The sequence below is a fragment of the Streptomyces sp. NBC_00078 genome (assembly GCF_026343335.1).
GTDB lineage: Bacteria > Actinomycetota > Actinomycetes > Streptomycetales > Streptomycetaceae > Streptomyces.
In genome coordinates, this window is record NZ_JAPELX010000001.1 from 3587046 (window position 1) to 3613744 (window position 26699).

Here is a 26699-nt window from a genome sequence, read left to right on the forward strand (position 1 = left end):
TGGACGCGAGCAACTGAGGACAAGCCCTCGGCCTATTAGTACCGGTCACCTCCACCCATTACTGGGCTTCCAGATCCGGCCTATCAACCCAGTCGTCTACTGGGAGCCTTACCCCATCAAGTGGGTGGGAATACTCATCTCGAAGCAGGCTTCCCGCTTAGATGCTTTCAGCGGTTATCCCTCCCGAACGTAGCCAACCAGCCATGCCCTTGGCAGAACAACTGGCACACCAGAGGTTCGTCCGTCCCGGTCCTCTCGTACTAGGGACAGCCCTTCTCAATATTCCTGCGCGCGCAGCGGATAGGGACCGAACTGTCTCACGACGTTCTAAACCCAGCTCGCGTACCGCTTTAATGGGCGAACAGCCCAACCCTTGGGACCGACTCCAGCCCCAGGATGCGACGAGCCGACATCGAGGTGCCAAACCATCCCGTCGATATGGACTCTTGGGGAAGATCAGCCTGTTATCCCCGGGGTACCTTTTATCCGTTGAGCGACGGCGCTTCCACAAGCCACCGCCGGATCACTAGTCCCGACTTTCGTCCCTGCTCGACCCGTCGGTCTCACAGTCAAGCTCCCTTGTGCACTTACACTCAACACCTGATTGCCAACCAGGCTGAGGGAACCTTTGGGCGCCTCCGTTACTCTTTAGGAGGCAACCGCCCCAGTTAAACTACCCATCAGACACTGTCCCTGATCCGGATCACGGACCCAGGTTAGACATCCAGCACGACCAGACTGGTATTTCAACGACGACTCCCCCTGAACTGGCGTCCAGAGTTCACAGTCTCCCAGCTATCCTACACAAGCCGAACCGAACACCAATATCAAACTGTAGTAAAGGTCCCGGGGTCTTTCCGTCCTGCTGCGCGAAACGAGCATCTTTACTCGTAGTGCAATTTCACCGGGCCTATGGTTGAGACAGTCGAGAAGTCGTTACGCCATTCGTGCAGGTCGGAACTTACCCGACAAGGAATTTCGCTACCTTAGGATGGTTATAGTTACCACCGCCGTTTACTGGCGCTTAAGTTCTCAGCTTCGCACGCCCGAAAGCGCACTAACCGGTCCCCTTAACGTTCCAGCACCGGGCAGGCGTCAGTCCGTATACATCGCCTTACGGCTTCGCACGGACCTGTGTTTTTAGTAAACAGTCGCTTCTCGCTGGTCTCTGCGGCCACCCCCAGCTCATGGAGTAAATCCAATCACCAGTGATGGCCCCCCTTCTCCCGAAGTTACGGGGGCATTTTGCCGAGTTCCTTAACCATAGTTCACCCGAACGCCTCGGTATTCTCTACCTGACCACCTGAGTCGGTTTAGGGTACGGGCCGCCATGAAACTCGCTAGAGGCTTTTCTCGACAGCATAGGATCATCCACTTCACCACAATCGGCTCGGCATCAGGTCTCAGCCCCATGTGCGACGGATTTACCTACCGCACGGCCTACACCCTTACCCCGGGACAACCACCGCCCGGGCTGGACTACCTTCCTGCGTCACCCCATCACTCACCTACTACAAGTCTGGTCTATCGGCTCCACCACTTTCCATTCCCCGAAGGGTCCGGAACGGCTTCACGGACTTAGCATCGCCTGATTCAATGTTTGACGCTTCACAGCGGGTACCGGAATATCAACCGGTTATCCATCGACTACGCCTGTCGGCCTCGCCTTAGGTCCCGACTTACCCTGGGCAGATCAGCTTGACCCAGGAACCCTTAGTCAATCGGCGCACACGTTTCTCACGTGTGAATCGCTACTCATGCCTGCATTCTCACTCGTGAACCGTCCACCACTGCCTTCCGGCGCGGCTTCACCCGGCACACGACGCTCCCCTACCCATCACAGCCTCCGTTGGGAGTATTGCTGCAATGACACGACTTCGGCGGTACGCTTGAGCCCCGCTACATTGTCGGCGCGGAATCACTAGACCAGTGAGCTATTACGCACTCTTTCAAGGGTGGCTGCTTCTAAGCCAACCTCCTGGTTGTCTGTGCGACTCCACATCCTTTCCCACTTAGCGTACGCTTAGGGGCCTTAGTCGATGCTCTGGGCTGTTTCCCTCTCGACCATGGAGCTTATCCCCCACAGTCTCACTGCCGCGCTCTCACTTACCGGCATTCGGAGTTTGGCTAAGGTCAGTAACCCGGTAGGGCCCATCGCCTATCCAGTGCTCTACCTCCGGCAAGAAACACACGACGCTGCACCTAAATGCATTTCGGGGAGAACCAGCTATCACGGAGTTTGATTGGCCTTTCACCCCTAACCACAGGTCATCCCCCAGGTTTTCAACCCTGGTGGGTTCGGTCCTCCACGAAGTCTTACCTCCGCTTCAACCTGCCCATGGCTAGATCACTCCGCTTCGGGTCTTGAGCGCGCTACTATACCGCCCTATTCGGACTCGCTTTCGCTACGGCTTCCCCACCCGGGTTAACCTCGCAACACACCGCAAACTCGCAGGCTCATTCTTCAAAAGGCACGCAGTCACGAGAATGTGCAAGCACATTCCGACGCTCCCACGGCTTGTAGGCACACGGTTTCAGGTACTATTTCACTCCGCTCCCGCGGTACTTTTCACCATTCCCTCACGGTACTATCCGCTATCGGTCACCAGGGAATATTTAGGCTTAACGGGTGGTCCCGCCAGATTCACACGGGATTTCTCGGGCCCCGTGCTACTTGGGTGTCTCTCAAACGAGCCGTTGACGTTTCGACTACGGGGGTCTTACCCTCTACGCCGGACCTTTCGCATGTCCTTCGCCTACATCAACGGTTTCTGACTCGTCTCACGGCCGGCAGACCGCAAAAGAGAGATCCCACAACCCCGTATACGCAACCCCTGCCGGGTCTCACACGCATACGGTTTGGCCTCATCCGGTTTCGCTCGCCACTACTCCCGGAATCACGGTTGTTTTCTCTTCCTGCGGGTACTGAGATGTTTCACTTCCCCGCGTTCCCTCCACTTGCCCTATGTGTTCAGGCAAGGGTGACAGCCCATGACGACTGCCGGGTTTCCCCATTCGGACACCCCCGGATCAAAGCCTGGTTGACGACTCCCCGGGGCCTATCGTGGCCTCCCACGTCCTTCATCGGTTCCTGGTGCCAAGGCATCCACCGTGCGCCCTTAAAAACTTGGCCACAGATGCTCGCGTCCACTGTGCAGTTCTCAAACAACGACCAGCCACCCACCACCCCGAACCTAAGTCCGAGTGCACTGGGGCCGGCATCAGAAGGGCAAGCAACGCTCGCACCCTCAGACACCCAACAGCGTGCCCGACCCGACTCCCGCCCGGAGATCATGCTTTCCACACTCCGAAGAGCAGTACTCACAGCCTCCGACCCGAGAACCGGACCGAATAATCAACGTTCCACCCATGAGCAACCAGCACCGGACGTTCGCCGATGAACTGGCCTCTGACCTCACCCCGTGGGGATCGGTAAGAAGTGCTCCTTAGAAAGGAGGTGATCCAGCCGCACCTTCCGGTACGGCTACCTTGTTACGACTTCGTCCCAATCGCCAGTCCCACCTTCGACAGCTCCCTCCCACAAGGGGTTGGGCCACCGGCTTCGGGTGTTACCGACTTTCGTGACGTGACGGGCGGTGTGTACAAGGCCCGGGAACGTATTCACCGCAGCAATGCTGATCTGCGATTACTAGCAACTCCGACTTCATGGGGTCGAGTTGCAGACCCCAATCCGAACTGAGACCGGCTTTTTGAGATTCGCTCCACCTCACGGTATCGCAGCTCATTGTACCGGCCATTGTAGCACGTGTGCAGCCCAAGACATAAGGGGCATGATGACTTGACGTCGTCCCCACCTTCCTCCGAGTTGACCCCGGCGGTCTCCTGTGAGTCCCCATCACCCCGAAGGGCATGCTGGCAACACAGGACAAGGGTTGCGCTCGTTGCGGGACTTAACCCAACATCTCACGACACGAGCTGACGACAGCCATGCACCACCTGTACACCGACCACAAGGGGGGCACCATCTCTGATGCTTTCCGGCGTATGTCAAGCCTTGGTAAGGTTCTTCGCGTTGCGTCGAATTAAGCCACATGCTCCGCTGCTTGTGCGGGCCCCCGTCAATTCCTTTGAGTTTTAGCCTTGCGGCCGTACTCCCCAGGCGGGGAACTTAATGCGTTAGCTGCGGCACCGACGACGTGGAATGTCGCCAACACCTAGTTCCCACCGTTTACGGCGTGGACTACCAGGGTATCTAATCCTGTTCGCTCCCCACGCTTTCGCTCCTCAGCGTCAGTAATGGCCCAGAGATCCGCCTTCGCCACCGGTGTTCCTCCTGATATCTGCGCATTTCACCGCTACACCAGGAATTCCGATCTCCCCTACCACACTCTAGCTAGCCCGTATCGAATGCAGACCCGGGGTTAAGCCCCGGGCTTTCACACCCGACGTGACAAGCCGCCTACGAGCTCTTTACGCCCAATAATTCCGGACAACGCTTGCGCCCTACGTATTACCGCGGCTGCTGGCACGTAGTTAGCCGGCGCTTCTTCTGCAGGTACCGTCACTTTCGCTTCTTCCCTGCTGAAAGAGGTTTACAACCCGAAGGCCGTCATCCCTCACGCGGCGTCGCTGCATCAGGCTTTCGCCCATTGTGCAATATTCCCCACTGCTGCCTCCCGTAGGAGTCTGGGCCGTGTCTCAGTCCCAGTGTGGCCGGTCGCCCTCTCAGGCCGGCTACCCGTCGTCGCCTTGGTGAGCCATTACCTCACCAACAAGCTGATAGGCCGCGGGCTCATCCTTCACCGCCGGAGCTTTCAACCACCACCCATGCGAGTGACAGTGATATCCGGTATTAGACCCCGTTTCCAGGGCTTGTCCCAGAGTGAAGGGCAGATTGCCCACGTGTTACTCACCCGTTCGCCACTAATCCACCCCGAAGGGCTTCATCGTTCGACTTGCATGTGTTAAGCACGCCGCCAGCGTTCGTCCTGAGCCAGGATCAAACTCTCCGTGAATGTTCTCCCGTCATCGGGATGACACCACGAGAGCGGAACAGCCGGGCGGAATAAGCCCAGCCGTTCACAGCGTCCTCGCTGTGTTTTACTTCAAAGGAACCTCGACCACCGGAACAAGTCCGGCGGACGGGGTATCAACATATCTGGCGTTGATTTTTGGCACGCTGTTGAGTTCTCAAGGAACGGACGCTTCCTTTGTACTCACCCTCTCGGGCTTTCCTCCGGGCGCTTCCCTTCGGCCTTGCGTTTCCGACTCTATCAGACCGTTTCCCGATCCGATTTCCTCGGCGCTTTCCAGGATCCCGCTTTCGCGTTTCCCTTTCCGGCGATCCCGACTTTATCAGAAGCTTCGCGCCGGTCTGACCGGCCGCCTATTTCCGATTAATCGGGAGTGGCTTCTTCGAAATCGATGTTCCGAGAAGCAGACAGACTCTCACTGCTGCCGACCGGACTAGATCCAGTTCCAGGCAACTGTTCGAATCTACCTCCCCGACCGGTCCGTGTCAACGGCTCCTGTGAGGGCGAGGGAGAGACTAACAGCTCAGCAGGTGTGTCCGCACATCAGGCGGCCATCGGCACCGTGGCGCTGCGTTCCGCTGCTTCCACATCGCCCGTCTCCCCTGCACGGGCCGCTCGGCCGCCCAGGACGAAGACGTACGCGAGGAAGGCGAGTTCCACGGCGACGCCAATGCCTATGCGGGCCCAGGTGGGCAGGCCCGAAGGGGTGACGAAGCCTTCGATGGCGCCGGAGACGAAGAGGACGAGCGCGAGACCGATCGCCATGCCCACGGCGGCTCGCCCCTCCTCGGCGAGAGCCGTGCGCCGGGAACGGGGGCCTGGGTCGATGAGGGTCCAGCCGAGGCGGAGTCCCGTGCCGGCGGCTACGAAGACGGCGGTCAGTTCGAGCAGGCCGTGCGGGAGGACCAGCCCCAGGAAGGTGTCGAGACGACCGGCCGAGGACATGAGGCCGAAGCCGACTCCCAGGTTGAGCATGTTCTGGAAGAGGATCCAGAGGACGGGCAGACCGAGGAAGACGCCCAGGATCAGGCACTGGGCGGCGGCCCAGGCGTTGTTCGTCCAGACCTGGGCCGCGAAGGACGCCGCGGGGTGGCTCGAGTAGTACGTCTCGTACTGGCCGCCGGGACGAGTGAGCTCGCGCAGCTCGCTGGGGGCCGCGATGGTGGACTGCACCTCGTGGTGAGTACCTATCCACCATCCCAGGAGGATGGCGACGGCGGTGGACAGAAGCGCGGTGGGGACCCACCAGCGGCGCGATCTGTAGACGGCGGCAGGAAACCCGTGAGCCAGGAAGCGTGTGACGTCTCGCCAGGAGGCACGTCGGGTGCCGGTCACCGCGCTACGCGCGCGTGCCACGAGTTGGCTGAGGCGTCCGGTCAGCTGGGGATCGGGAGCGCTGGACTGGATCAGAGAGAGCTGCGTGGCCGTGCGCTGGTAGAGCGCGACGAGTTCGTCGGCCTCGGCGCCGGTGAGGCGGCGTTGGCGTTTGAGGAGGGCGTCGAGGCGGTCCCATTCGGCTCGGTGAGCGGTCACGAAGACGTCGAGGTCCATCGGTTTGCCTGCTCCTCGGCTGTTCGTCGGCGGCCCATCGTGGTTCAGCTTGTCGTACTGGAGCACGAAGCGCCCTCAGCTTGGCAGACTGGCCGTTCAACGGGCAGGCCAGGGGAAGGACGACGCGTGAGCGAGCTGGTGACGGGCGAGGCGGTGGCGTTGGAGCTGCGCCCCGCGAGGCTGCCCAGCAGGGGGCTTGCGGTGTTGCTCGACCTGGCTGTGGCGGTGGCCGTCTACATCGTGCTGACCATTGCGCTCGTCGCTTCCACGGCTTCACTGGACGACGCGGCGCAGACCGCGGTGTCGATCACGAGCTTCGTGCTGGTGATGGTGGGCGGACCGATCGTGGTCGAGACGCTCAGCCATGGGCGCTCTCTTGGAAAGATGGCGTGTGGGTTGCGGGTGGTGAGGGACGACGGGGGGCCGATCCGGTTCCGGCATGCGCTGGTTCGGGGCGGGATCGGATTCGTGGAGATCCTGATGACGTTCGGGGTCATCGCCTGCATTGCGTCCCTTGTGTCGGCTCGTGGCCGGCGGCTCGGCGACGTGTTCGCCGGAACTCTCGTCGTACGGGAAAGGGTGCCCGTCGTTCCGACGGGCTTCGTGCCTCCGCCGCCGATATGGCTGGCCGGGAGGTTCTCGGGGGCTGATCTGTCAGCCGTTCCCGACGGGTTGTGGCTCGCGATCCGTCAGTACCTGACGCGGATGCAGCAGCTGGATCCGCAGGTCGGCTCGGCCATGGCGGAGCGGCTCGCTTCGGATCTCGCGGCTCGTACGGGGACGCCGGTTCCGCAGGGTGTTCCTTCGGCGGCGTATCTGGCGGCCGTGGTGCAGGAGCGGCAGGCCCGGGAGGTACGACGGGCCGTCGCGAACGGCACATCAGTCGGGGGCCAGGCTGTTGTGCCGGGCTCCTACGGCCGTCCTGCGGGGTTCTCTCCGGTGACGGCACCGCCGCCTGCTGCTCATGTCGCGCTGGCGGCTGCGGCCGGGCGTGAGGTTGAAGCTCCGCCACACAAGGTTTCGGCGCACGGAGCCGCGCCGGCCGGTTCGCAGGTGGGGCCGCCTGCCGATCGTCCGTCCAGCGGGGCGGGTGGGAGCGCCGAGTCCAGCGGGTTCGTACCGCCGGCGTAGCCCCGTCGAAGGTCCGGCCGCCTCGCGTCGGTTCTGCCCGCGTCTTTCTCAGGCGGCGCCCGTCTCGCTCAGGTGAAGGTGGACGGCGGTGATTCGAGGTCTTCCAGTTCGATGCCGGGCGCCCCGAGCACTACGTCGCCGGCGATGTGTACGGCGTGCTGTTCGCCCGTGTCCAAGGCTGTGACCTGGTATTCGTCCACGGTCAGGGGGGCGTTGTCAGTGGCGTGTGTTTCTCTGTTCACCAAGGTCCAGGACTGGTCCACGGTGCGCGGGGCGAGGACGGGATCCGTGAAGGCGACGAGGCGTACGCGGGTTGCTGAGGCGGAGGGGGTGAGGCGCAGGAGACGGGTGGTGGCGACGAGGAACGCGGGGGATGTGCCGGTGAATGCGTGGGCCAGGACGTTGCCCTCGTTCGCGTCAGCGCCCGTGGGGTCCGTGCGGACCCAGGTGACGCCGTCGAGAGCCGCGCCCCGGACCTGCCAGTCGGCGGCGTGGAGTTCGAGGCGGATGGGGCGGCCGAGTTCGTCGAGTGTGAGGTCGACGGAGCCATGGTGATCGCCCGAGGGAGTGGTCAGTTGGGACACGTAGCGCCAGCCGGAGGGGCCGGGGGCGCAGTGGAAGTGCTCTTCTGCGAGGGGGGTGTGATCGTGCGGATCGTGGAGCGAATAACGGCCGCGGGGCATGGGGGTCCTGGGTCTTGACGGGCTGGTCCGGTTGAGGGGCTGGTCCGGCCGACCGGCCGCAGAGCCAAAGGGGCAGGCCCCCGGCACGGGGGTGCGGGGGCCTGCCTCGGAGGGACTGCTGCTGGTGGGCGCGTCAGCGCACCGACGCGCCCACCATGTGCTGCGCCGGGCCGCTCAGTAGCGGTAGTGGTCCGACTTGTACGGGCCCTCGACCGCGACACCGATGTACGAGGCCTGCTCGGGGCGGAGCGTGGTCAGCTTCACGCCGAGCGAGTCCAGGTGGAGACGGGCGACCTTCTCGTCGAGGTGCTTGGGCAGCACGTAGACGTCGGTCGGGTACTCGTCGGGCTTGGTGAACAGCTCGATCTGGGCCAGGGTCTGGTCCGCGAACGAGTTGGACATCACGAACGACGGGTGGCCGGTGGCGTTGCCCAGGTTGAGCAGACGACCCTCGGACAGGACGATCAGCACCCTGCCGTCGGGGAACGTCCAGGTGTGGACCTGCGGCTTGACCTCGTCCTTGACGATGCCCGGAATCTGCGCCAGGCCGGCCATGTCGATCTCGTTGTCGAAGTGGCCGATGTTGCCGACGATGGCCTGGTGCTTCATCTTGGCCATGTCCGAGGCCATGATGATGTCCTTGTTGCCCGTCGTGGTGACGAAGATGTCGGCCTTGTCGATGACCTCGTCGAGGGTCGTGACCTGGTAACCGTCCATCGCCGCCTGCAGGGCGCAGATGGGGTCGATCTCGGTGATGATCACGCGGGCGCCCTGGCCGCGCAGGGACTCCGCGCAGCCCTTGCCCACGTCGCCGTAGCCGCAGACGACCGCGGTCTTGCCGCCGATGAGGACGTCGGTGGCGCGGTTGATGCCGTCGATCAGGGAGTGACGGCAGCCGTACTTGTTGTCGAACTTCGACTTGGTGACGGCGTCGTTGACGTTGATCGCCGGGAACAGGAGGGTGCCGTCACGGTGCATCTCGTACAGGCGGTGGACGCCGGTGGTGGTCTCCTCGGTCACGCCGCGGATCTCCGAGGCGAGCTCGGTCCACTTCTGCGAGCCGTCGGAGATGGTGCGGTGCAGGAGCTCGAGGACGACGCGGTGCTCGTCGGACTCGGCGGTGTCGACGGACGGGACCTTGCCGTCCTTCTCGTACTCGACGCCCTTGTGGACGAGGAGGGTGGCGTCACCACCGTCGTCCAGGATCATGTTCGGGCCGCCGGTGGGGGTGTTCGGCCAGGTCAGCGCCTGCTCCGTGCACCACCAGTACTCCTCCAGGGTCTCGCCCTTCCAGGCGAAGACCGGGATGCCCTGCGGGTTGTCGGGCGTGCCGTTCGGGCCGACGGCGATGGCGGCGGCCGCGTGGTCCTGGGTGGAGAAGATGTTGCAGGACGCCCAGCGGACCTGCGCGCCCAGGGCGACCAGGGTCTCGATGAGGACGGCGGTCTGCACGGTCATGTGCAGGGAGCCGGTGACGCGGGCGCCGGCCAGCGGCTGCGCCTCGGCGTATTCCTTGCGGATCGACATCAGGCCGGGCATCTCGTGCTCGGCGAGGGTGATCTCCTTGCGGCCGAAGACGGCCAGGGAGAGATCGGCGACCTTGAAGTCCTGCCGGTTGTCGACAGTCGTCATTGCGAGCTGCTCCTCGGGGTTGGGGCGAGGTGGGTACGGCTGGTCTGCGCGGCGGCGGACACAAAGGTGCCCGAAGAGGACACAGGCATGCCCGGTACGCGCAGCGCAGTCCGTCGGAGGCCCTCTCTCCCTCGGTCGGTCCCTGCTGGGACCGCCCGACCGCCATCAGCAGCGACGTCTGGCTCCGTCCCAAGCTACACCGGTCCGCCCGGCCGTCCCCAGTCCACATCCGAACACACCACGTCGATCACGGCGAGCAGCGGGTGGGGAGGGCGAGGGGCGGGCAGCGCGATAACAGGACACGTACGAACGGGAGAACAGGAGTCAACAGAACGGCGCAGACAAGGACTTTTGTCTCTTTGAGGCGGGCGTCAGGTAGTGCAGGATGCCTGGAGATCGGAACTCTCTGATCGATCTCGCGGGGCGTCCGGGACGGCGCTTCGCGCGACGAAGACGTTAGGAGATCGACGTGACCATTCCGGCCGGCCCTCCCCCCACGGGCGGCGGCGAAGGCGAGAGCAGGAGCGTGAAGCTGCTCGCCGTTACCGCATGCCCGACCGGCATTGCACACACGTACATGGCCGCGGAGAAGCTCGCGCAGGCCGCCGCGAGCCGTGGCATCGACATGAAGGTGGAGACCCAGGGATCAATCGGGGCTGAAAACGTCCTCGATGACAACGATGTCAGCACCGCGGACGGCGTCATCGTCGCCACGGACAAGGATGTGGACCTGAGCCGTTTCGTGGGCAAGCGGGTGCTCAAGGTCGGGGTGGCGGAGGGTATTCACCATCCCGAACGGCTGATCGAGCAGGTGCGGTCGGCGCCCGTGCACCGGCCGGGGAGCGCGGCGGCAGCGCCGTCGGCCGGTGGTGGCAAGGAGCGGAGCGTCGGGTACAAGGCGCTGATGAACGGGGTCAGCTACATGATCCCGTTCGTGGTGGTCGGCGGGCTGCTGATCGCGATCTCGCTGTCGCTCGGCGGGCACGCGGACCCCTCGGGCGGTCTGGTCATCCCGAAGGACTCCTTCTGGATGGACGTGAACAACATCGGCGTGATCGGCTTCACGCTGATGGTGCCGATTCTGTCCGGGTACATCGCGTATGCCATCGGCGACCGGCCCGCGCTCGTGCCGGGCATGATCGGTGGCTGGATCGCGAACACGGGGTCGTTGTACGACTCCAAGGCGGGCGCCGGCTTCATCGGGGCGATCGTGACCGGGTTCCTCGCCGGGTATCTGGTGTTGTGGATCAAGAAGGTCAGGGTCCCGAAGTTCGTACGGCCGATCATGCCCATCATCGTGATCCCGATCCTGGCGACGACGGCGCTCGGGATGTTCTTCATCTACGTCATAGGGCAGCCGATCTCATGGGTGTTCGAGCATCTGACCAGCTGGCTCAGTGGGATGACGGGCACGAGTGCGATCCTGCTCGGCGCGATTCTGGGGCTCATGATCGCGTTCGACATGGGCGGGCCGGTCAACAAGACGGCGTTCCTGTTCGGCGCGGGGCTCATCGCGACCGGCAACCAGACGGTCATGGGCATGTGTGCCGCCGCGATCCCGGTCATGCCGCTGGGACAGGGGCTGGCGACGTTGCTGCGCAAGCGGCTCTACACCGAGCAGGAGCGTGAGACCGGTCTCGCGTCCCTGTTCATGGGGTGTTTCGGGATCTCCGAAGGCGCGATTCCGTTCGCGGCGGCGCGGCCCGCGCAGGTCATTCCGGCCAACATGCTCGGCGGCGCGGTGGCCGGTGCGGTCGCCGGGATCGCGGGTGTGAAGGACGCTGTGCCGCACGGCGGACCGATCGTGGCTGTGCTGGGTGCGGTCAGCGGCGTGCCGATGTTCTTCGTGGCGGTGGTGGTCGGCACGGTGGCCACGGCGCTGACGACGGTGGCCCTGGTCGACATCAGCGAGCGCAAGCGGCGCGCGGAGCCGGTGCTCGGTGCGGGGGTGGCCGGTGGCGAGCCGGTGTCCCCGTTGGTCCCGGCCGGCGTGGGTACGTCGTCGGGTTCGGGCGCGCGTGCTGTCGTAGCGCCGCAAGCCGTGCGTGGATCCGCGTCGGCCGGTGCGGGCTCCGGTGGAGGGAACTCCGCTCCTGAGGCCGAGCCGACTCGTTCCGCCGACGCAGGTACCGGTGCCGAAGGTACCGAAGGTGCCGATGTCCTCTCCGGCTATCTCACCGAACGGACCGTCAAGATCCGGCTCGACGCGCAGGAGAAGGAGGCTGCCATCCGGGAGATGGCGGGGCTGTTGGCGCGCAGCGGCAAGGTGGCGGACGGGGACGAACTCGTGCGGACCGCGCTGCGGCGCGAGGAGCAGGGCACCACCGGGCTCGGCGAGGAGATCGCGATTCCGCATGCCAAGACGGACGCGGTGACCGCGCCGGTCGTCGGGTTCGCCCGGTCCGACGAGGGCGTCGAGTGGGGCTCGATGGACGGTACGAGGGCGCGGCTGGTGTTCATGATCGCCGTACCGGAGGCGGCCGCGGGCGATGAGCACCTGCGGATTCTGGCGGTGCTGTCGCGGAAGTTGATGGACGACGGGTTCCGGGAGCGGCTGACCGCCGCGGCCAACGAGCGGGCCGTGCTCGACGTGCTGGGTGAGATCGGGTGAGCTGAAAGATGCTGGTAGGGGTCCGTGCGCCGAACGCCGTGCGGGCCCGCACCGGGTGTTCACCGAGACCGTCCATTCTCCGCGCCGCGGATGGGCCGCATGGGGAGGTTGTGACACGGCGCGCAGAGGGCGGGGACTGGGGATCGCGGCGCTCGTGGTGGGGTTGGTGCCGGCGATCGGCATCTTCGTCTACGGGCGCGGCGCGTACGGCGTGGGCACGCAGCCCGGTGGGAGCATGGCGCGGACGTACAAGGCGGGCGAGCGCATCGTGTGGGAGCAGGTGGACGGCAGCGAGGTGCGGCGCGGTGACGTCGTGCTGTTCTCCGCACCGGACCGCTACGGCGCCGAAGGGGTCCACATGCAACGGGTGATCGGAGTGGGCGGCGACCGCGTGGCCTGCTGCACGTTCGTGGGCTCCCAGGAGCGGGTCACCGTGAACGGGAAGCCGGTCAAGGAGCCTTACGTCAATGGGGGCGACGCCGACGGTGGGCACGAGCAGTACGACGTAACCGTGCCGCAGGGGCGGATGTTCCTGCTGGGCGACCACCGTGCCGACGCGATGGACTCCCGTTTCTTCGCCAAGGACCACGGGGGAACCGTGCCCGTGGACGCCGTGCGGGGCCGAGTGACGGACGACCGTACGATCCTGGTTCTGCTGGGCTCGGCCCTGCTGCTCGGCGCGGTGCTGTTCCTCACCGGCATCGGGCTGGGGATCGGCTTCCTGGTGGTGCGGCGGCGCCAGGCGCCGCCGGTACCGCCGGCGCCCTGGCCCAACCAGCCGGTTCAGGTCTGAGCGCTCAGTGCTCCGCCGGGTGCGGCGCCGGTCCTCCCGGCGTCGCCTCGCGGTCCGGGCCCTTGGCGGCGTCGGACTCGCTGTAGATGTCCGGCTCGAGGTAGATGACGCGGGCGATGGGGACGGCGGCGCGGATACGGGTCTCGGCTGCGTTGATGGCGGAGGCGACCTGGGCGGCCGTGTCGTCGTGCTGGACGGCGATCTTGGCGGCGACCAGCAGTTCCTCCGGGCCGAGGTGGAGCGTGCGCATGTGGATGATGCCGGTGACCGTGTCACCGTCGACCACCGCGGCCTCGATCTTCTTGACGTCTTCGGTGCCGGCGGCCTCGCCGAGCAGCAGGGACTTGGTCTCGGCAGCGAGGACGAGCGCGATCAGGACGAGCAGGACGCCGATGCAGACGGTGCCGATGCCGTCCCAGACGCCGTCGCCGGTGAGCAGGGCGAGCCCGACGCCACCGAGCGCGAGGACCAGACCGATCAGTGCGCCGAAGTCCTCCAGGAGGACGACCGGCAACTCGGGCGCCTTGGCGCGCCGGATGAACTGTGGCCAGGACAGCGCGCCCCGCAGTTCGTTGGACTCCTTGATGGCCGTGCGGAAGGAGAAGCCCTCGGCGATGACCGCGAAGAGGAGGACGCCCACCGGCCAGTACCAGTGCTCCACCTCATGCGGGTGGCGGATCTTCTCGTAGCCCTCGTAGATGGCGAACATGCCGCCGACCGAGAAGAGGACGATCGAGACGAGGAAGGCGTAGATGTACCGCTCGCGGCCGTAGCCGAAGGGGTGTTGCGGGGTCGCCTCGCGCTGGGCCTTCTTGCCGCCGATCAGGAGCAGGGCCTGATTGCCGGAGTCGGCGAGCGAGTGGACGCCCTCGGCGAGCATCGACGACGAACCGCTGAACGCGAACGCCACGAACTTCGATGCCGCGATCGCGAGGTTGGCGCCGAGTGCCGCCACGATCGCCCTGGTGCCGCCTGACGCGCTCATGTGTTCGCGTTGTCCCTTCGCCTTCGTACGTACGCCGTCCGGGGCCCTGCCTCGTCGCGGCTTTGCCCGTCCTTTGCCGGTGGGCCATTCTTGCAGCCCTGTCCGGCGACGGCGCGTCAGGTGTCCACAACCCCGGTCATACGATCACAGTGGCCCGGAAGATCGTGCCCGCTCCGGACACTTCGGCTTTCTCGCCCGCCGGGACGAAGACCGACTGTCCGGGGCCGAGTTCGTGCCCGTCCGCCCGCACGACACCGGCCGTGCAGAGCAGGATCTGCGGGGTGGCCCGGGTGAGGTCGCGAGCGGCGCCGCCTTCGGGGAGGACGTACCTCGACAGCCGGAACTCGTCGATGGGGGTCTCGTAGACCTCCTCGTCGTCCGTTGACGCCTCGGGACGCAGTACGCCCGGGTCGCCGGCCTCGAAGCGCACGATGCGCAGGAGTTCGGGGACGTCGACGTGCTTGGGGGTCAGGCCGCAGCGCAGGACGTTGTCGGAGTTGGCCATGATCTCGACGCCCAGGCCGTTCAGGTACGCGTGCGGGATGCCGGCGCCGAGGAACAGGGCCTCGCCCGGCTGCAGGCGGACGTGGTTGAGGAGCATCGCGGCGATGACGCCGGGGTCGCCCGGGTAGTGGTGGGCGATGTCCGCGTACGGCGCGTACCGGCCGCCGAGGCGGGTGCAGGCGGCCGCGGCCGCGGCGACCGTGTGGTGCATCTCCTCGGGGTCGGCGGTGAGGATCGCCGTGAGGACCTCGCGCAGGGCGGCGTCCTCGGGGTGGGCGTGCAGCACGTCGACATAGGGCTTGAGGGAGTCGACTCCCAGGCCGGCGAGCAGGTCCGCGGCCTGCAGCGGGTCCCGGAAGCCGCACAGGCCGTCGAACTCGGTGAGCGCGCAGATCAGTTCGGGCTTGTGGTTGGCGTCCTTGTAGTTGCGGTGCGGGGCGTCGACCGGGATGCCGCGCCGCTCCTCGTCCTCGTAACCCTCCTTCGCCTGGGCGAGGTTGGGGTGCACCTGGAGGGAGAGGGGGCCGCCTGCGGCGAGGATCTTGAGAAGGAAGGGCAGGCGGGGGCCGAACTTGGCGACGGCTGCCGGGCCGAGTTCCTTCTCCGGGTCCGCGTCGACGATCTCGACGAGCGTGCCGCGTTCCGTGCGCGAGGGTGCGCCCGGGTGTGCGCCCATCCACATCTCCGCCTGCGGTTCACCGCTCGGCTCGACGCCGAGGAGGGTGGGGATGGCGGTGGTGGAACCCCAGGCGTAGGGGCGGATGGTGTTGTCCAGGCGGTCCATGCGGTTGCGGTTCTTTCTGCCGGTTCGTTGTGCGTACGACTGCTCGTCCTCGCGGGGCGTACGTACGTGTCTTCGCGTGCCTACGACGGTCAGAGCGTCGACGTCAAGATCAGGCTCCCGAAGCGAGCGCCAGGTAAACGGCGGCGAAATCCGTGATGGCGATCAGTTCGGCGAGGGTCTCCAGTTCGCCGCCGGGCTCCGGCTCCAGCTCGCTGATCGGAGTGTCGTGGCTGAGGGCCAGTTCACGGGCGGCGAGGGCGGCGGTGAGGCCGCCGAGCGGGCGGTCGCGGAACAGCACCACGCGTGCGTGCAGTGCGGGCGCCTCCTCGACGCGGTCGCGGAAGAAGTTGTCCGGGTCGGCGCTGGCGGCGAGCGGCCCGGCCAGCAGCGCACCGTGCGCGGCGAGCGCCTCGGGGAGTTCGGCCACCACGGCCGGGCGGCCGGAGAGTTCGGCGAGGGCAGCGGCGAACCGGCGGCCGGCGGGACCCGCCGAGACACCTTCGGTCCATACGACGGGCAGCGCGTCGGCGAGTTCGGCGGCGAGCGTCTTGGCGGGGTTGCTGTAGGTCACGACGGCGGGCCCGCAGCGCTCGGCGATGTGGTCGAGACGGTCGGCGATCTTGTCGACGGCGTCCGGCGGGGCGGTGACCAGGCCGGTGCGGTCGAGGAGCGCCAGCAGGGGTGTGAGCAGCGCCCACAGGACTCCGGGGGCGGATGCGGCGAACTGCTGTTCGCCCTGCTCGTAAGGGGCGGTCGCCATCGGTACGAACAGGCCGTGGGCGCTTTCCACAGCCTCGGTGAGCGGGGTGTGGGCGGGGGCGACCGCGACGACCGTGCAGCCTCGGCGGTAGGCCGAGTCCGCCAGCAGCGACAGGCCCGGTTCGGAGCCGTCGGGGGTGGTGATCAGCAGCAGGTCGACCGAGCCGGCCCAGCCGGGGAGCTCCCAGCGCAGGGCGCCCGCCGCGGGGGCGACGCCGGTGGGGGCGAGGCGGATGACGGGGCTGCCGGGGCCGGCGAGCGTGCCGAGGAGGTCGGCGACGCAGGTGGCGGCGGCGCCGGGGCCCGCGATGAGGACGGCGCGCGGGCGGCCGTCGGGCTTGAGGTCGGCGACGCCTGCCTCGGCTGCGTGCCGTGCGGCCGTGCGGACGCGGGCACCTGCCTCGGCGGCTCCGCGGAGCAGGCTGCGGCGGTCGGCCTTCGAGAGGGCCTCGGGGTTGTCGAGCAGCGATTCGTCGAGCATGGGCGGCAGCCTCCGATCGCCGGGGCTCTTCGGGTGCGCCCCGGGGGGTCGTGCGCGAGTGGCGGGGCTCGGCGTTACGCGGGGCGGCGGGCCTCGTCGACGAGCAGCACCGGGATGCCGTCGCGAACGGGATAGGCCAGGCCGCAGTCCTCGCCCGTGCAGATCAGCTCGGCTTCCTGCTCCTTGAGCGGTGCGTGGCAGGCCGGGCAGGCGAGGATCTCCAGGAGGCCGGCTTCGAGCGGCATGGGTGTGTCCCTTCGAGGGGCTGGGGCGCGTGCGCTTGCTTGAACAGGTGCTTGTGCGGATGTGCCTGGTCAGGGTACCGCCGTGAGGGGTGGCGTGTCGGGGTCGGGGCGAGGTGGGGCCGGGGGCTGCCGGAGGCGCTGCGAGAGTGGGCCGTCTTCCTCCGGGAGGCTCCGTCCCCTGACCTCCAATAGGCCCGAACACCTGGCCCTCGAACGCCCGACGGGCCGGAACCGTCAGGCTCGGATGACTGCCAGGACCTCGTCCCGCACCCTCGTCATCGTCGCCTCGTCCCTCGCCTCCGCGTTCAGTCGAAGGAGCGGTTCCGTGTTGGAGGGGCGGACGTTGAACCACCAGTCGGTGGAGGTGACCGTCAGGCCGTCGAGTTCGTCGAGGGTGACGTCCTCGCGGGCACCGTAAGCCGACCTGATGGCGGCCAGGCGGTCGGCCTGGTCGGCGACCGTGGAGTTGATCTCGCCGGAGCCCACGTAGCGGTCGTACTCGGCGGTGAGGGCGGAGAGGGGGCCGGCCTGGCCGCCGAGGGCCGCGAGGACGTGGAGGGCGGCCAGCATGCCCGTATCCGCGTTCCAGAAGTCCTTGAAGTAGTAGTGGGCGGAGTGCTCGCCGCCGAAGATCGCGCCCTCCTCGGCCATTTCGGCCTTGATGAAGGAGTGGCCGACGCGGGTGCGGACCGGGGTGCCGCCGTGCTCCTTCACCACCTCCGGGACCGACCAGGACGTGATCAGGTTGTGGATGATCACGCCCTTGCCGCCGTTCCTCGCGAGCTCGCGCGCGGCCACCAGTGCCGTGACCGCGGACGGGGACACCGGGTCGCCGTGCTCGTCGACCACGAAGCAGCGGTCCGCGTCGCCGTCGAAGGCGATACCGAGGTCGGCGCCCTCCTCGCGGACGCGCTGCTGCAGGTCGACGATGTTCGCCGGGTCCAGCGGGTTGGCCTCGTGGTTCGGGAAGGTGCCGTCGAGTTCGAAGTACATGGGGACGACGGTCAGGGGCAGGCCCGCGAAGACCGTGGGGACGGTGTGGCCGCCCATGCCGTTGCCCGCGTCGACCACGACCTTCAGGGGGCGGATGGAGGCCAGGTCGACGAGGGAGCGGAGGTGAGCCGCGTAGTCCGTCAACGTGTCACGCTGCGTGATCGTTCCCGACTCGGCGGCCGGCTGCGGAGCGCCCGACTCCGTCCACTGCTCGGCCAGTTCGCGGATCTGGGCCAGGCCTGTGTCCTGGCCGACCGGCGCCGCGCCCGCGCGGCACATCTTGATGCCGTTGTACTGGGCCGGGTTGTGCGAGGCCGTGAACATCGCGCCCGGGAGGCCGAAGGCGCCCGAGGCGTAGTACAGCTGGTCCGTCGAGCACAGGCCGATCTCCGTCACGTCGGCGCCCTGTGCGCCCGCCCCGCGCGCGAAGGCACGCGACAGGCCGGGCGACGACGGTCGCATGTCGTGACCGGTCACGATCGCGTCCGCCCCGGTCACCCGGACGAAGGCCGCCCCGAAGAGTTCGGCCAGCGGCTCGTCCCACTGGTCCGGGACCACCCCGCGTACGTCGTACGCCTTCACGATCTGCGACAGATCAGCAGCCACGGCCAACCCTCCTGAAGTCCTATCGGTCGCCCCAAACTACCCGTACCGGATGGCCGCACGCCGCGCGGACGCCGAGTGGACTTCCAGCCGTAACCTCAGGTCAGAGCCGGGTGAGAGATCGGGAAGAGTCAGGGCGGCATCCAGTGGAGGACCGGCGAGCTCCGTGCCGGCACGATCAGGCACCTCACCAGCGGCAGGCCGAGGCTCCAGGACAGCACCTTGCGCAGCAGATCCCCCTCGCGGCCCGCGAGACCCACGGCCGGGGCACGCGATGGTGAGGTTCTGCGGCGCAGTCATCTTGCCGAGGCCGCCGCCCGAACTGTTGGCGGCGGCCAGGAGTCCGGGCGACGGGCCCGACTCCCGTGCGGCGGCCACCTGAAGCGACCCGAACAGTGTGTTGGCCGACGTGCCCGAACCGGAGACCGCGACTCCGAACCAGCCCAGCGCCGGGGACAGGAAGGCGGGTCCGGCTCCCGCCGCCGCCACGAAGTGGCCGATCGTGTCGGCCTGCACGGAGAGGTTCATGACGTACGCCGGCGTCAGTACGGACGGGAGGGTCAGGATCGCGAACCCCAACTCGTAGACGGTCGCAGCCCCTTCCCTGACCGCCACGCGCGCGTGCACGCCGAGTACGACCGCCGTGCACACCCCGGCGAGCAGCACGAGCGTGCGGCCCATCGACACGACGGGACACGTGCAGACATTGCCGCCGACCGGCTCCCCGTCCGGCCCGGCGACGTCCGGGGACGGCCAGTCGTACGTCTGCGTCGTCTCGGCCGACCAGTCCTTGGCCCCACGGATCTGCGCGACGGAGAAGCCCACGACGATCAGCGCGTACGGGGCGTACGCGCGCAGGACCTCGCGCCCGGGGTGTCCTCCTCGTCCAACTCCTCGCTGCGCGCGCAGGTCAGCACGGACGCGCGCACGGAGTCGGCGGCGGGCACGCGTGCGTGCGGTACGGCGACCAGGGTGTCCGCGCCCGCCAACGCGGCGCCGGTGTCGGCGAGTTGCGCGAAGGCGTAGTCGGAGACGTAGTCGGGGGCGGCGAACTGGACGACTGCGGAGGCGACTCCGCACACCAGGGCGGCCACCCCCGCCGAGCAGGATCAGGACGATCAGCAGGGGCAGGGCCCCGACGAGGGCGGACAGGCCGAGCGAGTCGGTGACGGGTTCCCGTTGGTTCCTGGACGTACGCGGGGCGCCTCCCCGGATTCCGACGTACGGAAAGCGATTTCCCGCCGACTACGGAATGGCCGTGTTCGCGACAAGGGCGCGTCAACGCGTCAGTGGGTGTGCGCCACCGGGTGGAACGGCAGGGAGGGGCGCAGAGGGATGCCGGGTGCCCTCAGTTGTCCGGAGACCGCAGTACCCGCAGGTGCCCGCGCCGTGCGACCTCCATGGGGTCCGCCCTGCGCGCCCCGCCTCCGGCACCTGCCGCCCGCTCCTGGGGGCGGGCCGCCTCGCGCACCGCGTTGGCAAGCGCTTCCAGATCGTCGCCGCTGGGGCGGGCCGGAGCGGAGCCGTCGAGGAGCCGCACGACCTCCCAGCCTCGGGGGGCGGTGAGGCGCTCGGAGTGCTCGGCGCACAGGTCGTAGCAGTGGGGTTCGGCGTAGGTGGCGAGCGGGCCGAGGACCGCGGTCGAGTCGGCGTAGACGTACGTCAGCGTCGCGACGGCGGGACGGCCGCAAGCGGTGCGCGAACAGCGACGTACAGGGCTCACGACGTTGGACGGTACCGCACTCTTGAGCGGGCCGCGACGACTCCCCCTCAGGTCACTCCACCGTGTCGTGCTGTGAAACAGCACACACCCTTTCTGCCGCACACCTCGGTGACCTGCAAGGACGCGCGTTCACAGGGCGAAGGGCGACCGCACACCCGATCAACACTCCGTACAAACAGAGTCAATTGCCGCGAGATCACCGGTCTCGGAGGGATACGGAAACGAGCCCAACCTTGGCCGGAATGGTCATCCTGCGACATGCCGTCCAGGGGGCTCCGAGGCCGGCCGGCAAGCCGCGTGGGGCACGGCGAGCGGTCCCGGCGGGGACTACGCTTCACCAGTGATGGACAACCCCGTACCGCCCCGTGCCGCCGCCCCCGGGCCCCGCCGTCGTGATCGCCACGGTCGCGGCATGCGCGGCCCGATCGCACCGCCCCAGGTGCCGCTCTCCGCGAGTCGTGCCGAGGCGTTCGCGGATCTGGTGCAGGACTCCGTGGAGCGGCTGGAGCGGCGCTGGCCACAGCTCGCCGACATCGATTTCCTCGTCATCGAGGTGCCGCGTCTGGACGGCCCCGGTCAGGCCTGGAACGACGAGTCGGTTCCGCTGGGCGGCACGATTCCCTCCAGGGAGGGACGGCCGGCCCGCGTGGTCGTGTACCGGCGGCCGGTCGAGATCCGCACGAAGGGGCGCGACGAGCGGGCGGCTCTGGTGCACGAGGTCGTCGTCGAGCAGGTGGCCGAGCTGCTGGGGCTGACTCCGGAGACGGTGGATCCGCGCTACGGCGAGGACTCGGAAGGCTGAGCGGACTGGGCGGACTGACCGGGCTGGGCGGACTGGGCGGGCTGGGCGGGCTGGGCGGGCGAGGACGGTACGGCCGTCACCGTCTTCGCCCGGCAGCAGCTATTTCTGCAGTACCGACAGATCCTGGTCCGCTTCCGGCACCGCCACCGTCCCGCGGTCGTCCGGCAGCGTCTGCACCGTGAAGCCCGGGACGCCGTCCTCCGTCGCCGTCAGCGTCCGGGCCGCGTAGACCGGGCCGCCGGACAGTCGCTCGACCGTCAGCGCGTACGTGCCCTTCAGGCCGCTCGGGACCGGGGCTTCGACGTCTTGGGCGGTGCCCGCCTTGATCGTGTACGTCTTGGAGACCGCCGTTCCGCCCTCGCTGCCCGCGGAGGCGGTGACCTTCACCTGCGCGGTGCGGGTGGGCGCCGTGAGGGACAGCGTGGTGCCCTTGCCGCTGTTGTCGGCCGACGTCGCGCGCGTGCCCACCGGGCGCGTGGCCGGGATGAACGCCGTCTCCTGCTTGTCGCCCTTGCCCCGCACGACCCGCAGCGCCGCGACGACCGGCACGGACTCGTCACTGGGCGTGAGGACCAGGGAACCCGCCTCGCCGCGTGTGACGTCGCCGAGGTCGACGGCAGTGGTCATGCCCGCCTTCACATGCAGCGTCTCGTTCCCCGCGGGCGTGATCAGCCCGGACGGGGAGGCGAGCCGCAGCTTCAGATCGGCGTCCGCCTCGCCGGGCGCGAAGGCGATCAGGCGCACGGAGGTGGCGTCCTTCGGAATGCCGGGCAGGACGAGACTGCCCGCCGGGTCCGTGGACGCGGCCAGCCAGTCTCCGCCGAGCTTGTCGTCGAGAGCCTGTACGGCGGCACCCACGCGTCCGCTGCGGACGTTCACGTGGACGGTGAGGTTGGGCTGCTTCTCGTCGGTCAGCGTGGAGAGCAGGACCGGGTCGCTGGAGTGCGGCCCGACCGTGATGCCCTCCCCCACCGTGGACTTGAGGGCGCCGTCCTTGCCGTAGAGCTCGACGTCGACGACAGCCGCTGAGTCGTCGGGGTTGGTCAGGTGGACGTAGTCGGTGCGGGAGGCGTCCGTGCTGGCGCCCGGGAACCAGAACTCCGTGTCCGGCGCGGTGCAGTTGACGCCCTGGAGGCCTCGGCCGCTGCCCGCGGCGACCTCGGTTGTCTCCTGCACCGTCCAGCCGGGCGCGAACCTGCCCTCGGCGGTACCGATGAGCGCAGGACTGCCGGAACCGGAGGCGTCGCCGGTGACGGGCTTGCCGGGCTCCTCCGGGGTGAGGACCGGCTTCGCGGCCGTGCCGGTCTTCTTCTTGCCGCTCGTCTTGCCCTTGCTGTCCGTCTTGCCTTTGCTGTCCGTCTTGCCTTTGCTGTCCGTCTTGCCGCTGTCGCCCGTGCCGTCGGCCGACTGCTCCGTCGCGGGCCGGAGTTCGCCCGTGCCCTCGCTTCCCGTGCCCTTGGTGAGAGGCGTGAACGAGGTGTACGACGTGTCGGCGAGGTCGGAGTCGCTGGGCGCCGGGCACAGCAGGCTCGTGCGCTCCACTGGCAGTTCGGCGGCCGCCTTGGCGGTGTCCGCACCGGAGGCGCCCGGCGCGGTGAGCGACGCGAATCCGGTGATGGCTGCGAGCGCGGCCGTGCCCGCGATCAGGGAGATGGTCGTGCGGTTCACTGCTGACTCCCGTCGGGGCGCTCAGGGGCGTGCGGCGGCTGCTGCGCCGGGTCGTACGTGGGGTCGTAACCCTGCTGGTACGACGGGTCGTAGGCGGTCTGGTCGTACGTCCCCTGGTGCGCACCGCCGTACGCGTACGGGTCGTACTGGCCGCCCTGGTACGGGTCCGCCTGGTACGTCTGGTCGTACGTGCCCGCCGGGTACTGCTGGGCGCCCTGGTACTGGTCGTTGCCGTAACTGCCGTACTCGGCGCCCTGGTAGGCGGCCGCGTCGTAGTCGCCGTAGGGCTGCTGGTGCGGGACGGCGACGGGTGTCTCCTCCGGAGGAGGCGGGAACTCCTCGCTCCGGCCTGGCTCTTCGGCCTCCGCCTGGGCGCGCAGGCGGCGGGCGCGGCGGCCCTCGCCGGCCACGGCCTGGGCGGGGACGGCCGGCTCCTCGGGGAGGTCGTCGTCGACGTCGCGGCGCCGGCCGGGCAGGGCCAGGACGACGAGGACGACGGCGAGGAAGCCCTGCGCCCACAGCCACGCGGTGTGGGTGAACGGGTCGTCGTAGGTGACGTCCAGGCTGCCGCCGGAGGCGGGGAGCCGGAAGCCCTGGGCCCAGCCGTCGACCGTGGTGCGGGTGAGCGGCTCGCCGTCCAGGGTGGCCGTCCAGCCCTCGGCGGCGGTGTCGGCGAGGCGCAGGACGCGGCCGTCCGAACCGGCCGGGACCGTGGTGTGGATCTCGACGGGGCCCGCGGCGACGGGCTGCGCCGTGCCGGAGGCGGCGGTGATGGTGGCGCGCGCGACCTCCTGGTCGACCCGCCACAGGGCGCTGCCGTCCTGCTGGCTCAGGCGCGAGAGGCCGGGCGTGGCGTCCAGGACGCGGGTGACCTCGCGGGGCGCGCCCTTGTGGACGAGGACATAGCGGACGGCGAACTTGCCGAGCTGGTCGGCCTGGTCGGCGCCGGAGCCGGCGACGAGGTTGGCGACGACCTTGTCGAGCCGGCCGTTCTCGCCGTCGGCCGCGGCCATCTCGGCGTCGCCGAGGCGGGCGCCGGAGCCACGGACCAGGGTGTAGCCGACGCGGGCCGTGGAGTCGCTGTCGAGCACCAGCGTGCGTGCCTGGTCGCGGGTGCCGCTCTCCTCGGCGACGAACGCGGGCACCTGCACGGGGTCTCGCCGCTCGACCGGTCCGTCGGCGCCGCCGATCATCCAGCCGACGGCGATGACCAGCGGACCGGCGAACGAGGCGAACGCGATCAGCGCGGCCACCGGCTGGCGCCAGCCGAAGCTCTGCTCGGCCACACGCGCACGAGCGCCGTCGGCGCCGAGGACGGCGGCGGTCAGGAGGGCGAGGCCGTAGACGAGGGTCGCCGGGCCGGCCCAGGCCGACCCGTTGGACAGGACCGCGAAGACCAGGCCCACCAGGGCGACCGCCCAGGCCGTCCAGATGCCGAACTGGCGCTCCGAGCGCAGCAGGGCGGCCAGCGCGGCCAGGACGACGCCGATGAGCATCAGCCCGCTGACCGTGCCCGGGCCGCCGGGGCTCGCGCCGAGCAGGTCGAGGGCGGAGGCGGCCGAGGAGCCGTACTCCAGCCCGGCCTCGTGGAAGAAGCCGAACGGGAGCAGCGACAGCGACCACGGAGCGAGGACCAGCAAGGGGGTGCCGAACTGGGCCAGGAAGCGCAGGCCGTGGGCGGTGGCGTCCCCGCGGCGCACGGCGAGCAGGGCGATGCCGAGGATCAGGGCGATCGGCCACACGATCGGCGTGAACGCCGTGGTGATCGTCAGCAGCAGGGCGTACGCCCAGGTGGCGCGCCAACTGCCGCGGCCGCCCGAGGCGTTCGTGAGGCCGCCGGCCGCGGCGCCCGCGCGGGCGATGAGCGGCAGCAGGACCGCCAGTACGGCGGTGCCGATGCGGCCGCCCGCGAGCGCGCCCGTGGCGGCGGGCAGGAAGGCGTAGACGACGGCCGCCCACGCGCGCAGGAGGCGCGACTCGACGAGGGGACGGGAGGCGAAGTAGGCGGTGACGCCGGCCAGCGGCACCGATCCGACCAGCAGGACCGTGACCGCGAGGCCCGTCGAGCCGAACAGCGTGGAGGCGAGCATCGCCACGATCGCGAGGTACGGCGGCGCGGCCGGGGAGCCGCCGGCACCCACGGCGTGCCAGGAGTCGAGGTAGCGCGACCACAGCTCACCGGAGTCGGCCGGGGCGGGCAGCAGGGCGCCGCCCGCGAGCGCACCGCCGCCGAGCAGTGCGCGGCAGGCGACCAGGGAGACGAGCAGAAGCACCAGGAACACCATCGGTCCTGGTTTGCGGCCGATGCGTTTGAGGCGGGCGAACTGCTCGATCTCCAGGAAGTCGGCGTCGTCGCCGCCGGGCCCGGACTCGACCGCGCCGCCGTGCCGTCCGGCTCCGGAGGTCACCTCGGGGTCGGAGTTGTCGACGAAGTTGCCCGCGACCTGCTCGACGGTGGCCCGCACGGTCGCGCCGGGTGGTGGGAACAGTGCGCGCAGCTCGCCCTTGTCGATCTGCGGATTGCCCCGCCTGCGTCGTCCGGCGATGATCCGCTCGGGGCGCAGCAGCGTGCCCAGCAGACCGCGGATCTCGTCGAGCGCCTGTCCGGGGACCTTGCCGACGAGGTAGGCGAGGGTGCGCAGGAGGGTGCCGAGCACGAGGCGCACCAGCACCCAGGGCAGCAGGGCCGTGCGCGTGTTGACCAGGAGGGTGTAGACGGCGCCGGCCTTGTCGACCTTGTGCGGGGACGCGACGGTGCGGCCCCCGCAGTCGACGGTGCGGCGCTCGCGGGAGGCGGCCTCGGCGTGTCGTACGACCGCTTCCGGGGCGACGAGGACGCGGTGGCCTGCGGCATGGGCGCGCCAGCACAGGTCGACGTCGTCACGCATCAGCGGCAGCCGGCGGTCGAATCCGCCGAGCTGTTCGAAGACGTCGCGCCGGATGAGCATGCCGGCGGTGGAGACGGACAGGACGGTCCGGACGTGGTCGTGTTGTCCCTGGTCCTGTTCACGCCGGTCCAGGCCGGTCCAGCGGCGGCCGGAGTGGGCGATGCTGACGCCGACTTCCAGGAGCTGGCGGCGGTCGTACCAGCCGCGGAGCTTGGGGCCCACGACGGCCACGTCGTCGCGGCCGAGTTCGAGTTCGTTGTCCACGACGCGCAGCAGCTGGGCCAGGGCGTCGGGTTCGGGGGCGCTGTCGTCGTGCAGCAGCCACAGCCACTGGACCGGCTCCCCGTACGGGAGTTCCGGCATGTCGTACGCGTCGTCGCGCCAGGTGCGCGTGACCGGGTCCCAGCCGCTCGGCCGCTTCAGATAGGGCAGCTCTTCGGGGGTGAGGACGGGGGCGGTCCGTGCCGCCTCCTCGACGGCCTGGCCGAAGCCGGTGCGCCGGGCGAGGTGCAGCACCCGGTCGGCGCCGACGGCGTCGGCGAGCAGCTGGGCGGAGGCGTCCGCGCTGCCGGTGTCGGCGGCCATGGCGTACTGGACGGGACGCTCCTGGCCGAGCAGCCCCGCGAGCGCGTCGGGCAGCCAGCGGGCGCCGTCATGGGAGACGACGACCGCCGTCACCACGTGACGCGGGAACTCTGGAGCGGCAGCGTCGTGTTGGGCTGACGTGTGGCTGTGCACGGACATCGAGGTACGGGCCCCGGTTCGATGGACTGCGGTGGACGTCTGTGCCCCCTGTGGGCGGCGAGGCGTCTCGGACGAGCGACCACACTATCGGCTGGGCATGGCGGCGGCCCGCCGCCTGTGGATAA

The 26699-nt window shown here is 68.5% G+C and carries 15 protein-coding genes, 2 rRNA genes and 1 pseudogene; 4 read left to right on the plus strand and 14 right to left on the minus strand.

Features of this window, described 5'->3' with window-relative positions:
• Positions 1–15: 15 nt before the first annotated feature.
• From OOK07_RS16690 to OOK07_RS16700, 3 genes are all read right to left on the minus strand, one after another.
• Positions 16–3133: ribosomal RNA gene (locus OOK07_RS16690) — 23S ribosomal RNA — on the minus strand.
• Positions 3134–3450: 317 nt separating this feature from the next.
• Positions 3451–4976, minus strand: a 16S ribosomal RNA gene (locus OOK07_RS16695).
• The 16S and 23S rRNA genes sit together here, the layout of an rRNA operon.
• Positions 4977–5537: 561 nt before the next feature.
• Positions 5538–6545: a stage II sporulation protein M gene (locus tag OOK07_RS16700; RefSeq protein ID WP_266797198.1), complete on the minus strand. Its 1008-nt coding sequence runs from the start codon at positions 6543–6545 to the stop codon at positions 5538–5540.
• A 126-nt stretch (positions 6546–6671) separates the two neighbouring features.
• Between OOK07_RS16700 and OOK07_RS16705 the strand changes: the two genes are divergently transcribed.
• Positions 6672–7676: an RDD family protein gene (locus OOK07_RS16705; RefSeq protein ID WP_266797200.1), complete on the plus strand. Its 1005-nt coding sequence runs from the start codon at positions 6672–6674 to the stop codon at positions 7674–7676.
• Positions 7677–7744: 68 nt separating this feature from the next.
• Here the strand turns inward: OOK07_RS16705 and OOK07_RS16710 are convergent, their stop codons facing one another.
• A complete protein-coding gene (locus OOK07_RS16710) occupies positions 7745–8359 on the minus strand; it encodes a hypothetical protein (protein WP_266681012.1) in 615 nt (204 codons plus the stop codon).
• A 174-nt stretch (positions 8360–8533) separates the two neighbouring features.
• Positions 8534–9991 carry an adenosylhomocysteinase gene (gene ahcY, locus OOK07_RS16715; protein ID WP_266681013.1) on the minus strand — a complete coding sequence of 486 codons (1458 nt, stop codon included), beginning with the start codon at positions 9989–9991 and terminating at the stop codon, positions 8534–8536.
• A 469-nt stretch (positions 9992–10460) separates the two neighbouring features.
• On the opposite strand from ahcY, the gene OOK07_RS16720 reads away from it, so the two are divergent.
• Together OOK07_RS16720 and lepB are read left to right on the plus strand one after the other, a co-directional pair.
• A complete protein-coding gene (locus OOK07_RS16720; protein ID WP_266797202.1) occupies positions 10461–12602 on the plus strand; it encodes a fructose-specific PTS transporter subunit EIIC in 2142 nt (713 codons plus the stop codon).
• Positions 12603–12768: 166 nt separating this feature from the next.
• On the plus strand, positions 12769–13395 hold the full coding sequence (gene lepB / locus OOK07_RS16725; protein WP_266797204.1) for a signal peptidase I: 627 nt from the start codon (positions 12769–12771) through the stop codon (positions 13393–13395).
• Positions 13396–13399: 4 nt separating this feature from the next.
• Here lepB and OOK07_RS16730 read toward each other — a convergent pair whose 3' ends face one another.
• The 7 genes and pseudogenes from OOK07_RS16730 to OOK07_RS16760 form a co-directional block, all read right to left on the minus strand.
• Positions 13400–14380 carry a cation diffusion facilitator family transporter gene (locus tag OOK07_RS16730; protein WP_266797206.1) on the minus strand — a complete coding sequence of 327 codons (981 nt, stop codon included), beginning with the start codon at positions 14378–14380 and terminating at the stop codon, positions 13400–13402.
• 136 nt (positions 14381–14516) lie between these two features.
• A complete protein-coding gene (gene manA, locus OOK07_RS16735) occupies positions 14517–15668 on the minus strand; it encodes a mannose-6-phosphate isomerase, class I (protein ID WP_266797207.1) in 1152 nt (383 codons plus the stop codon).
• Positions 15669–15777: 109 nt separating this feature from the next.
• Positions 15778–16908 (minus strand): SIS domain-containing protein, encoded by a 1131-nt coding sequence (locus tag OOK07_RS16740; protein ID WP_266797209.1) that lies wholly within the window; start codon positions 16906–16908, stop codon positions 15778–15780.
• A gap of 74 nt (positions 16909–16982) precedes the next feature.
• Entirely contained in the window at positions 16983–17153 is a 171-nt protein-coding gene (locus OOK07_RS16745; RefSeq protein WP_266681024.1) for a Trm112 family protein, read from the minus strand.
• A gap of 234 nt (positions 17154–17387) precedes the next feature.
• Positions 17388–18752 (minus strand): phosphomannomutase/phosphoglucomutase, encoded by a 1365-nt coding sequence (locus OOK07_RS16750; protein WP_266797211.1) that lies wholly within the window; start codon positions 18750–18752, stop codon positions 17388–17390.
• A gap of 128 nt (positions 18753–18880) precedes the next feature.
• A pseudogene (locus OOK07_RS16755) lies at positions 18881–19843 on the minus strand (L-lactate permease); the annotation flags it as partial.
• A 254-nt stretch (positions 19844–20097) separates the two neighbouring features.
• Entirely contained in the window at positions 20098–20472 is a 375-nt protein-coding gene (locus OOK07_RS16760; RefSeq protein WP_266515510.1) for a DUF3499 domain-containing protein, read from the minus strand.
• Between the two features lie 343 nt (positions 20473–20815).
• Here OOK07_RS16760 and OOK07_RS16765 point away from each other — a divergent pair, with 343 nt between their 5' ends.
• A complete protein-coding gene (locus OOK07_RS16765) occupies positions 20816–21274 on the plus strand; it encodes a metallopeptidase family protein (protein WP_266683552.1) in 459 nt (152 codons plus the stop codon).
• Positions 21275–21373: 99 nt separating this feature from the next.
• On the opposite strand, the gene OOK07_RS16770 is transcribed toward OOK07_RS16765, so the two are convergent.
• Together OOK07_RS16770 and OOK07_RS16775 are read right to left on the minus strand one after the other, a co-directional pair.
• Entirely contained in the window at positions 21374–22942 is a 1569-nt protein-coding gene (locus tag OOK07_RS16770; RefSeq protein ID WP_266797212.1) for a DUF5719 family protein, read from the minus strand.
• The gene (locus OOK07_RS16775; protein WP_266681030.1) at positions 22939–26574 is read right to left on the minus strand and encodes a glycosyltransferase family 2 protein; all 3636 of its coding nucleotides are present in this window, start codon (positions 26572–26574) and stop codon (positions 22939–22941) included. The genes OOK07_RS16770 and OOK07_RS16775 overlap by 4 nt, the downstream gene beginning before the upstream one ends.
• Between the last annotated feature and the right edge of the window lie 125 nt (positions 26575–26699).

Excerpts from the sequence above, each read along its gene's own strand:
- OOK07_RS16730 (WP_266797206.1), bottom strand. The coding sequence starts at position 14,380 with ATGAGCGCGTCAGGCGGCACCAGGGCGATCGTGGCGGCACTCGGCGCC.
- OOK07_RS16710 (WP_266681012.1), bottom strand. The coding sequence starts at position 8,359 with ATGCCCCGCGGCCGTTATTCGCTCCACGATCCGCACGATCACACCCCC.
- OOK07_RS16745 (WP_266681024.1), bottom strand. The coding sequence starts at position 17,153 with ATGCCGCTCGAAGCCGGCCTCCTGGAGATCCTCGCCTGCCCGGCCTGC.
- OOK07_RS16775 (WP_266681030.1), bottom strand. The coding sequence starts at position 26,574 with ATGTCCGTGCACAGCCACACGTCAGCCCAACACGACGCTGCCGCTCCA.
- manA (WP_266797207.1), bottom strand. The coding sequence starts at position 15,668 with ATGGACCGCCTGGACAACACCATCCGCCCCTACGCCTGGGGTTCCACC.
- OOK07_RS16765 (WP_266683552.1), top strand. The coding sequence starts at position 20,816 with ATGGACAACCCCGTACCGCCCCGTGCCGCCGCCCCCGGGCCCCGCCGT.
- OOK07_RS16700 (WP_266797198.1), bottom strand. The coding sequence starts at position 6,545 with ATGGACCTCGACGTCTTCGTGACCGCTCACCGAGCCGAATGGGACCGC.
- OOK07_RS16740 (WP_266797209.1), bottom strand. The coding sequence starts at position 16,908 with ATGCTCGACGAATCGCTGCTCGACAACCCCGAGGCCCTCTCGAAGGCC.
- ahcY (WP_266681013.1), bottom strand. The coding sequence starts at position 9,991 with ATGACGACTGTCGACAACCGGCAGGACTTCAAGGTCGCCGATCTCTCC.